This is a genomic window from uncultured Marinobacter sp., from assembly GCF_947259545.1.
In the GTDB taxonomy this organism is placed as follows: domain Bacteria; phylum Pseudomonadota; class Gammaproteobacteria; order Pseudomonadales; family Oleiphilaceae; genus Marinobacter.
On sequence record NZ_CAMYMK010000002.1, the window covers coordinates 169,089 to 184,711 of the forward strand.

13 protein-coding genes and 1 riboswitch are annotated in these 15,623 nt (G+C 59.0%); of the genes, 7 read left to right on the forward strand and 6 right to left on the reverse strand.

The genetic code is table 11. The features are described from left to right. Positions 1-69 precede the first annotated feature (69 nt). The 3 genes from pedF to Q0Y21_RS00975 all read left to right on the forward strand — a co-directional run bounded on the left by pedF (position 70) and on the right by Q0Y21_RS00975 (position 3,515). The gene (gene pedF / locus Q0Y21_RS00965; RefSeq protein WP_297790667.1) at positions 70-498 is read left to right on the forward strand and encodes a cytochrome c-550 PedF; all 429 of its coding nucleotides are present in this window, start codon (positions 70-72) and stop codon (positions 496-498) included. A 75-nt stretch (positions 499-573) separates the two neighbouring features. Then, positions 574-1,530: a transporter substrate-binding domain-containing protein gene (locus Q0Y21_RS00970; RefSeq protein WP_297790669.1), complete on the forward strand. Its 957-nt coding sequence runs from the start codon at positions 574-576 to the stop codon at positions 1,528-1,530. A gap of 209 nt (positions 1,531-1,739) precedes the next feature. Further along, entirely contained in the window at positions 1,740-3,515 is a 1,776-nt protein-coding gene (locus tag Q0Y21_RS00975) for a PQQ-dependent methanol/ethanol family dehydrogenase (protein ID WP_297790671.1), read from the forward strand. A 64-nt stretch (positions 3,516-3,579) separates the two neighbouring features. Here the strand turns inward: Q0Y21_RS00975 and Q0Y21_RS00980 are convergent, their stop codons facing one another. From Q0Y21_RS00980 to Q0Y21_RS01005, 6 genes are all read right to left on the reverse strand, one after another. Further along, positions 3,580-4,365 (reverse strand): ABC transporter ATP-binding protein, encoded by a 786-nt coding sequence (locus tag Q0Y21_RS00980; RefSeq protein ID WP_297790673.1) that lies wholly within the window; start codon positions 4,363-4,365, stop codon positions 3,580-3,582. After that, positions 4,365-5,180: an ABC transporter permease gene (locus Q0Y21_RS00985; protein ID WP_297790676.1), complete on the reverse strand. Its 816-nt coding sequence runs from the start codon at positions 5,178-5,180 to the stop codon at positions 4,365-4,367. Before Q0Y21_RS00985 ends, Q0Y21_RS00980 begins: the two co-directional genes overlap by 1 nt. A 52-nt stretch (positions 5,181-5,232) precedes the next feature. Further along, a complete protein-coding gene (locus Q0Y21_RS00990; protein WP_297790677.1) occupies positions 5,233-6,300 on the reverse strand; it encodes a putative urea ABC transporter substrate-binding protein in 1,068 nt (355 codons plus the stop codon). 67 nt (positions 6,301-6,367) lie between these two features. Then, positions 6,368-10,012 carry an urea carboxylase gene (gene uca / locus Q0Y21_RS00995; protein WP_297790679.1) on the reverse strand — a complete coding sequence of 1,215 codons (3,645 nt, stop codon included), beginning with the start codon at positions 10,010-10,012 and terminating at the stop codon, positions 6,368-6,370. Further along, positions 10,003-10,641, reverse strand: coding sequence for an urea amidolyase associated protein UAAP2 (locus tag Q0Y21_RS01000; protein WP_297790681.1), 639 nt, complete (start codon positions 10,639-10,641; stop codon positions 10,003-10,005). The genes uca and Q0Y21_RS01000 overlap by 10 nt, the downstream gene beginning before the upstream one ends. A 12-nt stretch (positions 10,642-10,653) precedes the next feature. Beyond that, positions 10,654-11,388 (reverse strand): urea amidolyase associated protein UAAP1, encoded by a 735-nt coding sequence (locus Q0Y21_RS01005; protein ID WP_297790683.1) that lies wholly within the window; start codon positions 11,386-11,388, stop codon positions 10,654-10,656. Positions 11,389-11,445: 57 nt separating this feature from the next. Further along, a riboswitch (guanidine-I (ykkC/yxkD leader) is annotated at positions 11,446-11,570 on the reverse strand. A 376-nt stretch (positions 11,571-11,946) separates the two neighbouring features. On the opposite strand from Q0Y21_RS01005, the gene Q0Y21_RS01010 reads away from it, so the two are divergent. The 4 genes from Q0Y21_RS01010 (at position 11,947) to pqqC (ending at position 15,615) form a co-directional block, all read left to right on the forward strand. Further along, entirely contained in the window at positions 11,947-13,467 is a 1,521-nt protein-coding gene (locus Q0Y21_RS01010; protein WP_297790685.1) for an aldehyde dehydrogenase family protein, read from the forward strand. Between the two features lie 336 nt (positions 13,468-13,803). Beyond that, positions 13,804-13,875, forward strand: coding sequence for a pyrroloquinoline quinone precursor peptide PqqA (gene pqqA, locus Q0Y21_RS01015; protein WP_007153157.1), 72 nt, complete (start codon positions 13,804-13,806; stop codon positions 13,873-13,875). Between the two features lie 55 nt (positions 13,876-13,930). Next, the gene (gene pqqB / locus Q0Y21_RS01020; protein WP_297790687.1) at positions 13,931-14,860 is read left to right on the forward strand and encodes a pyrroloquinoline quinone biosynthesis protein PqqB; all 930 of its coding nucleotides are present in this window, start codon (positions 13,931-13,933) and stop codon (positions 14,858-14,860) included. Beyond that, positions 14,857-15,615: a pyrroloquinoline-quinone synthase PqqC gene (pqqC, locus tag Q0Y21_RS01025; protein ID WP_297790689.1), complete on the forward strand. Its 759-nt coding sequence runs from the start codon at positions 14,857-14,859 to the stop codon at positions 15,613-15,615. Before pqqB ends, pqqC begins: the two co-directional genes overlap by 4 nt. Positions 15,616-15,623 lie beyond the last annotated feature (8 nt).

The following is a 15,623-nucleotide window of genomic DNA, read 5'->3' on the forward strand; positions in this document are numbered from 1 at the left end:
AGTCAGCAAGTTGGCACCTGATAACTCCAATAGCCAACGCACGGGGAATCAAAACAAGAGGTAGCAACAATGGCAACTTCCTTTTCACTTAACGCACTCCTGGCGGCCACTCTTATGGGAGTTGCCGGCCTGGTCATGGCCCATGGCAACGTAACGCCTCAGGAGGTGGATACCGGCAACTTGCCCGAGCTGGGGGATGACGTTCGTACGGAAAACCCCTTCCGCGAGGGCAATGAGCATGGTGATTACAATGTCCAGGCCATCGAGGTAGGGGAGAGCGCCTACGCCGGCAACTGTGCCGGCTGCCACGGCATCCGTGCCATGTCTGGCGGCCTGACCCCGGACCTTCGGGAACTGACCGAATGGGATGACGAGTACTACGTGAACCGCGTGCTCAATGGCACCGATCGTGGCATGCCATCCTGGAAAAAGACTCTGGATCAGAACGCCATATGGGCCATACGGACCTATGTGGAGTCCCTGCCGAAGCCGGAATAATGGCCGCACCTGTTCTGCATTGAAGCCTGTTTGCGGGCCGGCCTTGTGCCGGCCCGACGTCGTTGGGGGAAAACAATGAAAATACTGTCTCGTATCCTTGCATTGTTGCTGCTTTGCCAGCTGGGGGTTGCCCAGGAAGTGGATGATGGTGACCCGTTACTGAACCGACCGGCGGACCGGACCTACGACATTATTCTGGAGTCCGGTTATCTCAAGGTCGGGGTCTATGAAAACTTCCCGCCCTATTCGTACCAGGTGGACGGCGAGCCCCGGGGCATCGACATTGAGATCGGCAAGCGGATTGCTGAGGCAATGGGCGTGGAGTTCAGGGTGCACTGGATCGTCCCCGACGAAAATCTGGGCGATGACCTGCGCAATAATGTCTGGAAAGGGCACTACCTGGCCAAGCGTCGTTTGGCCGACGTGATGATGCGCGTTCCCTACGACAAGAAGTACGCCTACATGCAGGATTCCACGGGGGAATACATCAATGAGCAGGTAGTGTTGTTCGGGCCTTACCAGCAGGAAACCTGGCAGATTGCTTTCAATCCGGAAAAGCTGGATGCCGTCGAGACCGTGGCGGTGTTCCAGTATCACCCCATTGGCGTGGAAATCGATACCCTGCCGGATTTCTACCTGAGCTCCGGTCTGCAGGGGCGCTTGCGGGATCAGGTTCGGCACTACGCCAATGTGCGCGAGGCTTTCGCGGCGATGCGCAACGGCGAGGTCAGTGCCGTTATGGGTATGCGCGCCGAGATTGACCATGAGATGAGTCGGCCGGAGAACGGGGATTTCCAGCTCGCTGGCAATGGTTTCCCCGCCATTGGCAAGCAGGTCTGGGATGTGGGCATGGCGATCAAGCATACCCATCGGCAATTGGGGTACGCCCTGGAAGCGATCATCGGTGATCTGGTCAAATCCGGTGACCTGCAGTCCCTGTTTGCCCAGCTGGAGCTTCGTTACAGCGTGCCCCAGTACTATCGGGAGTTCCTCAGCGAGGAGGCGCTGGCAAAAGCTTCAGGCGAACTTTGAATCTCCACCTCCTATTGCGAAGCCCGCGACATCCTCGCGGGCTTTTTTTTGGGGAGTAGTAGTACCAAGTGATGAGAAAACCTGTTCCGGGGGGTAATTGTCGGTTTTTCTCCTAAAGCGAAGAATCTTATTAGAGGCGGGAAAAGTTCCCGGTTCGCCCTGAAACGGAAAACAGAGAACCGAAAACAAGAGACTTGGAGAGCGCAACCATGAGAACGAACAAGTTCGGGATTCGCATTGCTGCCAGCGCCCTGGCGCTGGCGGTGTCGTACGGCGCCCATGCGGTGACCGACAAAGACATCATGAATGACCATAAGACCCCTGAGGACGTCGTCAGTTACGGCATGGGAACCCAGGGTCAGCGTTACAGCATTCTGGAAGATCTCAACACCAGCAACGTTCAGCATCTGCAGCCAGCCTGGGCGTTCTCTTTCGGCAGTGAGAAAATGCGCGGTCAGGAGTCCCAGCCGCTGATCAAGGATGGGGTGATGTATGTCACCGCGTCCTATTCCCGTGTCTACGCCATCGATGCGCGCACCGGCGAGGAAATCTGGCAGTACGACGCCCGCCTGCCGGATGGCATCATGCCTTGCTGTGACGTGGTGAACCGGGGCGTTGCCCTGTACGACGACAAGGTGATTTTCGGTACCCTCGACGCCAAGCTGGTTGCCCTGAACAAGGACACCGGCAAGCCGATGTGGATCAAGAAGGTGGCCGATTATCAGGCAGGCTACGCGATTACTGCGGCACCAATTGTGGTCAAGGGCAAGGTGATCACCGGTGTCTCCGGCGGCGAATTCGGTATCGTTGGCAAGGTCGAAGCCTATGACGCCAATACCGGTGACGTGGTGTGGACCCGTCCCACGGTGGAAGGCCACATGGGCTATGTATACAAAGACGGCAAGAAAATTGAAAACGGCATTTCCGGTGGCAAGGCCGGCGTAACCTGGCCCGGCGACATGTGGAAAAATGGCGGCGCCGCCACCTGGCTGGGTGGCACCTACGATCCGGATACCGACTCGCTGTTCTTCGGTACCGGTAACCCCGCACCGTGGAACTCGCACCTGCGCCCCGGCGATAACCTGTTTTCCTCCTCGCGTCTGGCCATCGACCCGGACGATGGCAGCATCAAGTGGCACTTCCAGACCACGCCCCACGATGGCTGGGACTATGATGGTGTCAACGAGCTGATTTCCTTCGATTACAAGGAAAAGGGCAAAACCGTAAAAGCAGCTGCCACCGCAGACCGTAACGGCTTCTTCTACGTCCTTAACCGGGAAAACGGTGACTTTATCCGTGGCTTCCCGTTTGTGGACAAGATCACCTGGGCCGAGGGTCTGGATCCCAAGACCGGTCGCCCCATCTACACCAAGGGCGGACGTCCGGGTGATCCTGCGGCAATGGAGGGAAGCAAGGGTGAAGTGGTTGTAGCCCAGCCGGCCTTCCTGGGCGGCAAGAACTGGATGCCCATGGCCTACAGTCAGGATACCGAGTTGTTCTATGTGCCTTCCAATGAATGGTCCATGGATATCTGGAATGAGCCGGTTTCCTACAAGAAAGGCGCAGCCTTCCTGGGCGCGGGCTTTACCATCAAACCAGCTAACGACGACTACATCGGTGTGCTGCGTGCGATGGATCCGAAAACCGGCAAGGAAGTCTGGCGCTATGAGAACACCGCGCCGCTGTGGGGTGGTGTCATGACCACTGCCGGCAACCTGGTATTCACCGGCACACCTGAGGGCTACCTGAAGGCCTTTGATGCCAAGACCGGCGAAGAGCTCTACCGCTTCAATACCGGTTCCGGCGTGGTCGGTACGCCGGTGACCTGGACCATGGATGGCGAGCAGTACGTCTCTGTTGCATCCGGCTGGGGTGGTGCAGTGCCGCTCTGGGGCGGTGAAGTGGCCAAGGTGGTCAAGGACTTCAACCAGGGCGGTATGGTCTGGACGTTCAAACTGCCGAAGGATCGTGTAGCTAGTCAGTGATCCGCAAAAGAGCCGGTGTTGTACCGGCTTGAAAGGGGCTGCTTCCGGGCAGCCCCTTTTGCGTTCACGCTGCCTGATGCCTTGCCGTCTGGTTGACTGAGTTGTTTATATCCTCATACAGATTCTGGTCGGTCTGATCGATCGGAAGGTCATAGGTGATCGTGGCGCCGAATGCCTGGGGATTGTGGGGGTCGTTGCGAACCTTGTCGAAGACCAGTAGCCGGGTGCCCAGGTAGAAGCCTTCTTTCAGATCGTGGGTAACCATGAAAATGGTCGTGCCGGTTTCCTGCCAGAGTTTGAGTAGAAGGTCGTGCATATCACCACGAATGCCGGGATCCAGTGCACCGAATGGTTCATCCAGCAACAGCACTCGGGGACGCATAATCAGGGACTGGGCAATGGCTAGCCTTTGCTGCATGCCGCCGGACAGCTCGTGGGGCCATTTGTCGGCTGAGTGGCCAAGTCCTACAGATTCGAGCATGGCGTCCACTTGCTCCAGTGCCTCACGTCGCGCAGCTCCGAAAAGTTTGCCGAACCAGGGTTTCTGTTCCAGCTCCAGGCCCATCAGCACATTCTGGCGCACCGTCAGGTGTGGGAATACCGAGTAGCGCTGGAACACGATGCCCCGGTTTCGGTCTGGCTCTTCCGGAAAGGCTTCGCCTTCCAGCAACAATTCGCCCCGGCTGGCAGATTCCTGACCCAAAAGCATTTTCAGGAAGGTGGACTTCCCGCAGCCGGAAGCACCCACCAGAGTGCAGAACTCTCCCTGTTCCACGTTCAAGTTCAGGTTTTCGAGCACCACCTGATCACCATACTCTTTCCAAAGTTTCCTGACGGTAATAAAGCTCATCAGTGGCCTCCTGTGTTATACCAAGGGAACAGCCTGCGGTTTGTAAAACGCAGGCACTGGTCGATGACAATGGCGAGAATGGTGATCCAGATGACATAGGGCAGGATCACGTCCATGGCCAGATAGCGCCGAACCAGGAAGATCCGGTAACCCAGACCTTCGGTGGACGCGATGGCTTCCGCGGCAATCAGGAACAACCAGGCGGGGCCAAGGCTCAGGCGCACGGCATCAATCAGGCGTGGCAACACCTGGGGCAGCGCCATGCGGGTAATCACTTGCCAGGAATTAGCGCCAAGGGTCTGAATTTTTATCAGTTGTTCGCCCGGAAGCTCCCGGACCCGCTGTGCCACATCCCGCATCATAATCGGCGCGGTGCCAATGACAATCAGCATGACCTTTGAGAGTTCCCCCAGGCCGAATACGATAAACAGTATGGGCAGTATCGCCAGGGGCGGAACCATGGAAAGCGCCGAGACCAGCGGTGCCAGATTGGACCTGACCAGCGGCAGAACCCCATTGAGTATGCCTACCACCAAGGCCAGCAGGGCGGCAATGCCAATGCCCAGCCCAAGACGTTCCAGGCTGGCGGTAGTGTCCTGCCACATCAGATAATCACCGCTGCGGCGATCCTCCTGGAATGCCATGCGATCCACTGCCGCGGTCATCTGTTCCAGGCCGGGCAGGAGTTTGTCGTTGGGGTTGTCCGCCAGGCGCTCCTGGGAGGCCAGGCTGTATATCAGCATGATCAACAGGAAGGGAAGCAGGCCAAGCAGGGTGGCTGAGACTCGCCCGGGATGACGGTTGATCATTCGCATACGTTGTCTCCTCTGGTCACAAAATACGGCAAAGTCATCGCGGGCAACGGTCTCAGATCTCCCCGTCCGCAGCCATTTGCATGTAGTCGTCGTTAAACCGAAGCTTCACGTTACCCTCGTCTCCCATGACTGAGCCGTTCGGGAACTCGATGCCGACGAAGTCGGGGCTCATGGCACTCTGGCCGAGCAGACCCTTGTCGAAGGAGAACTGACGGACACTGTCCATCGCCTCGTGTGCCTCCTCGCTGTTGATGAAGTCCACCGAGCTTTGAGGTTCCCAGAACATCTTCATACCGGCCAGTTGTGCTTCATACCCTGCCTGATCAGTACCGGACAGCTCGCCAAGGAAGGTACGGGCTTCCTGACCTTCTTCGCTGTCGGTCGCCAGGATGCTCATGGTTTCATACCACGCGCCTACAAGCGCCTTGCCCAGCGCCGGATTGTCGGCCAGCGTTTCGGTGTTCACCAGCGCCAGATCCTTGATGTGGCCCGGAATCTGGCTGGAATCGAACAGTTTTTTGGCATCCGGATAGGTTTCAATTTCCGAAAGCAGCGGATTCCAGGTGGCAACATGGCGCACATCATCGGTCTGGAAAGCAGACACCAGATCTGCATCGGAAATGTTGACCACGCTGATATCCCGCTCTTCCAGCCCAACGGTATTGAGGGCGCGGACCAGCAGGTAGTGGGAAACGGACAACTCAACCAGGTGGACGGTCTCACCTTCCAGGTCGGCAATGGACCTCGCATCTTTGGACACCACACCATCATTGGCGTTGGAGTAATCCCCGACGATCAGTGCGGTAGTATCGACACCAGAGGCAGCCGGAATCGACAGGCCGTCCATGCTGGTGGCAACCACACCATCAAACTGGCCGGCTGTGTACTGGTTGATGGACTCGATGTAGTCGTTGACCTGCACAATATCCACCTCGATATCGTACTTGTCCGCCCACTTCTTCATGATTCCGTAGTCTTCGGCATACTGCCAGGGCACCCAGCCGGCGTAGATGGTCCAGGCGATGCTGAAGGATTTCTTTTCCTCGGCAAAAGCCCCGATGGACAGGGAGGCAGTCAGCAGGCCGGCCGCCAGGCGCTTGCTCAGGTCAGATGTTTTCATGGTCTCTCTCCTCGGGCAGTGCCCGCGTTGGTCGATCTGGTTTTATTGGTATCAGGATTGTTGGCATTCATTGGCTGAGCTCTTCCACGACTACCACCGGCGTTCCCGTCGAGACCGCCTGTCCCGCCTCCCGGAGCACGTTCACCACTCGTCCGGCAACCGGGCTGAGAAGCTCGATTTCCATCTTCATGGACTCGATTACCGCCACCGGGCGCTGGGCCTCGATGGTGTCGCCGGGCTTGACCAGGCACTCCCACAGGTTGCCGGCCACATGGCTTTCCACCGCGTGCTGGCCCGCCGGCAGGTTGGCGATGTCGTCCTCGCCGGTATCTTCAACGGGCGCCTCGGAACTGAAATTGATCTGGCCGGATTCGATCCAGCGCTGCAGCTCTTCATCGAAGGCCTGTTTGCGCTTGTCGGTGAAGGTCTGGATCTCGTCGTTGTTGTCGGCGAGGAACTGTTCGTAGTCCTTCAGGTTGAAGCGGGTGTCCTCGACGCGCATCGGGTAGTCGCCATTGGGGAAGTCCCGGCGGATCTGTTGCAGTTCCTCCGCGCTGACTTCGTAGAAGCGCACCTGGTCGAAGAACCTCAGCAGCCAGGGCTTGCCGGGCTCGAAGAAGTCTGTGGTGCGGTAGCGGTTCCACATCTGCAAGGTGCGGCCGACGAACTGATAACCACCGGGGCCTTCCATCCCGTAGATGCACAGGTAGGCGCCGCCGATGCCCACGGAGTTCTCCGCGGTCCAGGTGCGGGCCGGGTTGTACTTGGTGGTGACTAACCGGTGGCGTGGGTCCAGGGGTGTGGCCACCGGGGCACCGAGGTAGACATCGCCCAGGCCCATCACCAGGTAGCTGGCCTCGAAGAGTGTCTTTTTCACGTCGTCGATGCTGTCCAGCCCGTTGATGCGGCGGATGAATTCCAGGTTGCTTGGGCACCAGGGGGCGTCCTTGCGCACTGACTGCATGTATTTGGCAATGGCGGTCTGGCAGGCCTCGTCATCCCAGGACAGGGGCAGGTGCACGATACGTGCCGGCACGTCCCATTCCGGCTGCTGTTCCAGTTCCTTTTCAGCGCTGATCAGCAGGTCCAGCAGGATGCGCTGGTTCAGTTTGCGGCTGTCGTAGTGCACCTGCAGGGAGCGGATGCCCGGCGTCAGTTCCAGGATGTCATTATGGTTCAGCTCCCGCAGCCACAGCATCAGGGCGTGGGCGCGGAAGCGCAGGCGAATGTCCAGTTCCATGGGGCCGTATTCCACCAGCACGTAATTGTCACCGGCAGCCCGGTACACCACGCCAGTTTCATGGTCGTTGGTGCCCAGCGAATCCAGGATCGGCGTTTCCGGCTTGATCGGCGTGATGTGAGTGGTGGCCGCCGTCAACGTGGCCACGGAATCGTCCAGGGCTTCACGCAGGGCGACAGCCTGATCCTGGCTCACCGGCACGAACTGCACCTTGTCGCCGGCCTTGAGCTGGCCCAGTTTCCAGAGATCGGCGCTGATGACCGTGACCGGGCAGACGAACCCGCCGAGGCTGGGGCCATCGGGGCCTAGTATGACGGGCATGTCGCCGGTGAAATCAACCGTGCCCACGGCGTAGGCGTTGTCATGGATGTTGGAGGGATGCATGCCGGCCTCGCCGCCGTCGCTGCGGGCCCATTCCGGTTTGGGGCCGATCAGGCGCACGCCGGTGCGGCTGGAGTTGTAGTGGATCTCCCATTCACTGGCGAAGAAGGTATCGATGTCCTGGCCGGTGAAATAGTCCGGCGCACCATGGGGACCATAGGTCACATGGAGCTTCCAGGTCTTGCCGATGGTCGGTTTCAGTTCGTTCGGGAGTGTGTAGGCAGCCACGGGTTCGGCGCCGCTCAAGGCCAGTACATCCCCGGCCCTCAGGGCCCGGCCACAGTGGCCGCCAAACTGGCCAAGGGTGAACGTGCTGCAGGAGGTGAGGTATTCCGGGCACTCCAGGCCTCCCCGGAACAGCACGTAAGCCCGTGCGCCGTCGCCGGTGGTGGCGCCGAGTTTCAGGGTGGCGCCCGCGGGCACGTCAACCACCTGCCAGAAACCGACCGGCTCATCGTCCAGGGTCGCGTCCAGTGGTGCGCCGGTGAGTACGATCTGGGTGGCCCGGTTAAAGCTGAGCACCGGCCCCTTAAGGGTGATTTCCAGTCCCGGCGCTTTCTCCGGGTTGCCCAGCAGGCGATTCCCCAGGCGGAAGGAATAGCTGTCGAACGGGCCGGAGGGCGGCACGCCGATTTCCCAGTAGCCGATCCGTCCCGGGTAATCCTGGATGGTGGTCAGGGTGCCTCCGCTTAGCACATCCACCGTTGCTGGCCGGTAGTTGAATTCGTTGAGGGTACGGGTAAACAGACGGCCTTCGGCAAAGCGCGGGTCGTCCAGCACCTGGCGCACGTACCTGAGGTTGGTTTCGATTCCGTAGAGCTCGCTGCCATCCAGGGCTCGCATCAGGCGCTGGCGGGCCGACTCGCGATCCTGTTCGTGCACGATCACCTTGGCCAGCATGGGGTCGAACAGGGGGGAGACTTCGGTGCCCGGCTGAATCCAGGTATCGATCCTCAATCCGTCTTCATCCGGCCATTCCACGTTGGTCAGCAATCCCGCGCCGGGCTGGAAATCCTTGTTGGGGTCCTCGGCGTAGATCCTCGCCTGTATGGCGTGGCCGGAGGCGATGAGGTTATGGCTCAGTTCCTTCAGGTCCGGCAGGGTGCCAGCCCCCAGTTCCACCATCCAGCGCACCAGATCCACACCGTAAACCTGCTCGGTCACGCCGTGCTCTACCTGTAAGCGGGTATTCACTTCCAGGAAATAGAACTCGGTGGTGTCCGGGTCGTAGATAAATTCCACGGTGCCGGCACTGCGGTAGGCGATGCTTTCACCCAGCAGGCGGGCAGTGGCGTGCATGCGGCTTCGTATATCGTCGCTCAGGCCCGGTGCGGGAGCTTCCTCGATCACCTTCTGGTTGCGGCGTTGGGCGGAACAATCACGTTCGCCCAGAGCCAGTACCTGGCCCCTGCCATCGCCAAACAGTTGCACTTCAATGTGGCGGGCGTGTTCCACGAATTTTTCCAGGAACACACCGCTGTTGCTGAAGTTGTTCTGGCTCAGGCGCTGCACGGATTCAAAACTTTTACTCAGATCCTCGGCGCTGTAGCAGCGGGACATGCCAATGCCGCCTCCACCGGCGGTGCTTTTCAGCATCACCGGGTAGCCAATGTTCTCGGCCGCCTTCAGGGCTTCATCCAGGCCTGTCAGCAATCCCGTGCCGGGCAGCATTGGTACGCTGGCGCTTTCCGCCAGGGCCCGGGCGGTATGCTTGAGGCCGAACTGTTCCATCTGCTCCGGGGTCGGGCCGAGGAATACCACGCCCTCGACATCACAGCGCCGGGCAAAATCGGCGTTCTCGCTCAGGAACCCATAACCCGGGTGAATGGCGCCGGCCCCGCTTTTGCGGATAACCTCGAACAGCTTGTCCTGGTCCAGATAGGTGGCTGCAGCCGGGCCTTCGCCCAGGGACCAGGCTTCGTCTGCCTGGCGCACGTGCAGGGAATCCGCATCCGCTTCGGCGTAGACCGCCACCGAGGTGAGGCCCATGTCCCGCAGGGTGCTGATCACCCGGCAGGCAATGGCGCCGCGGTTGGCAATCAGGACTTTGTTGAGTGTGTTGAATGTGTTGAAGGTGCCGCTCAGCTCCATACCAGCACCTCAATCGGTGTCGGGTTCCAGCCGTTGCAGGGGTTGTTCAGCTGCGGGCAGTTGGAAATCATCACCAGCACGTCCATTGCCGCCTTCAACTCCACGTATTTGCCAGCGTCGGATATGCCGTCCTCAAAGGTCAGGCCGCCATCGGCTGTAACCGGCACGTTCATGAAGAAGTTGATGTTGTGGGTGATGTCCCGTTTGGTCATGCCCAGTTCCTCGTGCTCGGTAACCGCCACCAGCCAGCTGTCGCGGCAGGCGTGCATGCACTTTTTCTCAAGGGCGTAACGGGTGGTGTTGCTCTCCGCCGCGCAGGCGCCGCCAAGGGTGTCGTGGCGGCCGCAGGTGTCGGCGGTGATCTCCAGCATCACGTTGTTTTCCGAAGACATCAGTTTCGAGCCGGCGGTCAGGTACACATTGCCCTGCTCACGGATGGTGTCCACGGCGCTGTAGCGCTCGGTCGGGTTGTGGGCGTTGTAGAACAGGGTGTCGGCGGCCTGGTTGCCTTCCAGGTCCAGGATACGGACGGTTTCGCCGGCCTTTACCACTTTCAGGAAATACTCGCCCGCTGGCACGGTTTCACGGAAGGCGGCGTTGTCGGGGTTCAGTTCGCTTTGCTTGATCATCTCCGGCCTCCGTTACTGGAACAGGTGGTACAGGGCGTTATTGGCGAAGGCGCGGGTGGCCTCCGGCGACGAGATCCTGCAGGGATCGGCATCGGTCACCGGCGCCGCCTTGAAAAGCTGGTAACGCACGGCGTGGCTTGGGTACTCGCTGGCCGGATTCATCGGGTGCGGGCAGGTGTGCAGCACCACGAGGGTGTCCATCTCGAAGCGCAGGTCCACGGTGGCACCAGCGTGGGAGTGGTTGGCGTCGAAGGCCATCTTGCCCTCGTCGTCGGTCTTTACCTTGCTGAACCAGTTCAGGTTGGCGGTCAGGTCTTTCTTGCCCAGTCCATACTTGGCCAGTTCATTGAGGAAGCTGGTGAAGCCGTTGCGGTGGTAATGGTTGTGGGCCTGCTGGTAGGTCTTCCTGCCCCAGCGTTGCTCCACCAGATCGGCGTTGCAGGTGCCGCTGACGGTATCGTGCCAGCCCAGGTCGTCTCGAATAATGGAGGCAAATACTCGCCCCATATCGGAGAGCAATACATGGCCTTTGGTCAGCAGAAAGGTGTGCTGGTTTTTCAGGGTGTCTGGCATGTTGTACCGCTCGAGCGGGTTCTCGGGGTTGTACATCAACATGCCGACATTGGCTCCGCCGGTTTCGTCAATCAGGCGCAGCACATGGCCACGGCGCATGATGAAAGACCAGTGGGATCCGCCGGGAATCAGATCGTCGTAGAGGGGGGCTGCGCTATTGAGCGAGTCGAGCATTGCCTTTTCCTTCTGGTACGGGGTTCAAAAAAACGAGAGACGTCAGTCACTGAACGATCCTCCCGGGCTTTTGTCCCGCCGTGTAACCTTGGAAAAGGTCGTCAACTCTCGGACCAGTCGCCTGTGTTGCCTCGCACTTGCATCACTGCGAGCAACAGGCCGGAACCCTAGTTGAACTATTTGTCAGATTGTCGCGCTTTGATGGTGGTTTCAGTAACCGACTCTTCGCTGCGTACCAGAAGCACAGCATAGTCTGTGCCAATTAGTTAACTGATTGTTCCTGAAGCGTTTTTATATTTTCGCCCGAAAAGCGTTGCTCCCAGATAGGGCGCTTGCACTATTTTGGGTCGAAGTCGCCTGTAGACGATGTGCCAATTTTAACAATTCGGCCGATGGGCGCCAGCGCACACTGCCGTGGACTTCCTGTCACCTACTACCAAGGGATGAGTTTTTCCCCTCCATCGAATCATTCACCTAACTGGTTTGGAGGTCTACATTGAACTGGTAAACGCGAAAGGCCGCGTTGCCAAGCGACAAACACAACAAGAGGTCGACACCATGATCTACGCACAACCAGGAAAGGAAGGCTCTGTCGTCTCCTTCAAACCCCGTTACGAGAACTTTATCGGCGGCGAGTGGGTCGCCCCGGTGAAAGGTCAGTATTTCGAGAACATCACACCAGTGACTGGCGATGTTATCTGTGAGATCCCGCGCTCCACCGCGGAAGACGTTGAGCTGGCACTGGATGCCGCCCACAAGGCCGCGCCGGCCTGGGGCAAGACCTCTGCCCAGGAACGTTCGAACATCCTGCTGAAAATTGCGGACCGTATTGAAGCCAACCTGGAAAGGCTCGCGGTTGCCGAGACCTGGGACAACGGCAAAGCCGTTCGTGAAACCCTGAATGCCGATATTCCCCTGGCGGCGGATCATTTCCGTTACTTCGCCGGCTGCATCCGCGCCCAGGAAGGCCATATGGGCGAGATCGACCAGAACACCGTGGCGTACCATTTCCACGAGCCGCTGGGTGTTGTGGGCCAGATCATTCCCTGGAACTTCCCGCTGCTGATGGCGGCCTGGAAACTGGGCCCGTGCCTGGCCGCCGGTAACTGCACCGTGCTCAAGCCTGCCGAGCAAACACCTGCCAGCATTCTGGTACTGATGGAGATCATCGGTGACCTGCTGCCGCCGGGCGTGCTGAACATCGTTAACGGCTACGGCATTGAAGCCGGTCAGGCCCTGGCCTCCAGCAAGCGCATCGCCAAGATTGCCTTCACCGGCTCCACCCCGGTTGGCTCGCACATCCTCAAGTGTGCCGCTGAAAACATCATTCCCTCGACCGTCGAGCTGGGTGGTAAATCACCGAACATCTATTTCTCCGACGTGATGAGGGCCGAACCCGAGTTTGTCGACAAGTGTGTTGAAGGTTTGGTTCTGGCGTTCTTCAACCAGGGTGAAGTCTGCACCTGTCCGTCCCGTGCTCTGGTGCAGGAAGACATGTACGACGAGTTCATGGCGAAGGTCGTTGAGCGCACCAAGGCCATCAAGCGTGGCAATCCGCTGGATACTGATGTTCAGGTGGGCGCGCAGGCGAGTAAGGAACAGTTCGACAAGATCATGTCCTACCTCGCCATTGGTAAGGAAGAGGGCGCTGAGGTGCTGACTGGCGGTGATCGCGAAGATCTCGGCGTTGAGTTCAACAACGGCTTCTACATCCAGCCGACCCTGTTCAAGGGCGACAACAAGATGCGCGTGTTCCAGGAAGAAATCTTCGGACCGGTGGTGGGTGTGACCACCTTCAAGACCGAGGAAGAAGCCCTGGCAATCGCCAATGACACCGAGTTTGGTCTGGGTGCCGGCGTCTGGACTCGCGACACCAACCGCGCTTACCGCATGGGTCGCGCCATCCAGGCCGGTCGGGTATGGATGAACTGCTACCACGCTTACCCGGCACACGCTGCCTTCGGTGGCTACAAGAAGTCCGGTGTTGGTCGTGAAACCCACAAGATGGCGTTGGATCATTACCAGCAAACCAAGAACATGCTGGTGAGCTACGACACCAACCCGCTGGGCTTCTTCTGATCGGAAAGCGACGGGCGGGCCCTTCCACACGGGCCCGCGCATGGGCCAGCACATCGGATGTGCGTTTTGATGCCCCGGCGATTGCCCGGGGGGCTCTCGGAAGAGAGTCGGGTTTTTCTTTGTCACTCTCTTTGGGCCCCTGCAGGGGCCTTTTTTTGGCGGCTGGAAAAGTGCACTGTTGAGGTGTGGTTGCCTTCAACTTAGGGAGGTCTGAAAACAGTGCCAAAGTACCATATGGCTCTTTTGCCACCACCGCTAGGATGAGAAATGAGTTATCGGCATTGCCGCTGATTCACCCTGAATGCGCTAACAATCATGACAATAGAGGTAAGCATTATGTGGACCAAACCAGCCTACGAAGATCTGCGCATCGGTTTCGAAGTCACCATGTACTTCGCCAACCGCTGAAAGCCGAAACGGCCAGCCTTTTGGCGCTGGCCGTTTTGCTTCCGGAGTTTTTCTCATGCATATCCACGTACTTGGTTCCGCAGCCGGGGGTGGTTTTCCTCAGTGGAACTGCAATTGCTCCAACTGTGAGGGTTTCCGCAAAGGCTCACTGAATGCCCGGGCGAGAACCCAATCCTCCATTGCTGTCAGCGAAGATGGCGAGCACTGGATCCTGTTTAACGCATCACCTGACATTCGGGCCCAGCTTGCTTCTTTCCCGGCCATGCAGCCAGCCAGAGCTTTACGGGACACCGGTATAAGCGCCGTGCTGTTGATCGATAGCCAGGTGGACCATACCACCGGCCTGCTGACCCTGCGCGAGGGACTGCCGCTTGATGTCTGGTGCACGGAGCAGGTTCATGAAGACCTGAGTGGCGGTTTTCCGTTGTTCCGGATGCTGGAGCACTGGAACGGGGGGCTGAACTGGCGGGAAATTCCCGCTACTGATAACGAGTCGTTCACCATTCCCTGCGCGCCGTCCCTGAGGCTCACTGCGATTCCGCTGCTGAGTAACGCACCGCCTTATTCACCGCGTCGGGATAACCCGCACCCGGGCGATAATATCGGCGTCTTTCTGGAAGACACCCGCACCGGGCAGACCGTGCTCTATGCGCCCGGGCTGGGTGAGCCGGACGCACGAATCCTGGCCTGGATGCGCAAGGCCGATGTACTGATGGTGGATGGCACCGTCTGGCATGATGACGAAATGATCCGCCAGGAGGTCGGCACCAAGACCGGTCAGGCCATGGGGCACCTGGCCCAGAGTGGCCCCGGTGGCATGATGGAGGTGCTCGACACCATGCCGGCGAAGCGCAAGATCCTGATTCATATCAACAACACCAACCCGATCCTGAACGAGGACTCGCCGGAGCGCGCGGAACTGATGCGCCATGGTATTGAGGTGTCCTGGGACGGAATGCACATCGACCTGTCGGGGCAGCCATGAACGCCAAAGCCAATACCGCTATGAACCGCACGGATTTTGAACAGGCCTTGCGGGACAAGGGACAGTATTACCACATCCACCACCCGTACCATAAAGCCATGTATGGCGGACAATGCACGCCGGAACAGATTCGCGGCTGGGTGGCCAACCGGTATTACTATCAGATCAATATCCCCCAGAAAGACGCCGCGATCATGGCTAACTGCCCGGACGCAAGCGTGCGGCGGATGTGGTTGCAACGGATACTGGATCATGACGGTCACGAAGGGGACGCCGGTGGCATTGAAGCCTGGTTGTGCCTGGCGGAAGCGGTCGGGTTGAGCCGGGAAGAAGTCATTGACCAACGTCATGTACTGCCCGGTGTGCGCTTTGCTGTGGATGCCTACCTGAACTTTGCCCGCCGGGCGACCTGGCAGGAAGCGGCGTGTTCCTCACTGACGGAGTTGTTCGCGCCGGAGATCCATCAGTCCCGGCTGGACAGCTGGCCGCAACATTATCCGTGGATCGAAGAGAGCGGATACCACTATTTCCGTAAGCGACTCTCGGAGGCACGTCGGGACGTGGAGCACGGCCTGACGATCACCCTGGACAGTTTCACCACGGCGGCCTCACAGGCGCGTGCTCTGGAAATCCTCCAATTTAAGCTGGATATCTTATGGTCTATGTTGGATGCCCTGACTATGGCTTACCTGCACCGGACGCCACCGTACCACACCGTAACCGATCAACCGGTCTGGCACCGGGGGCTGTGGTGACTGACAGG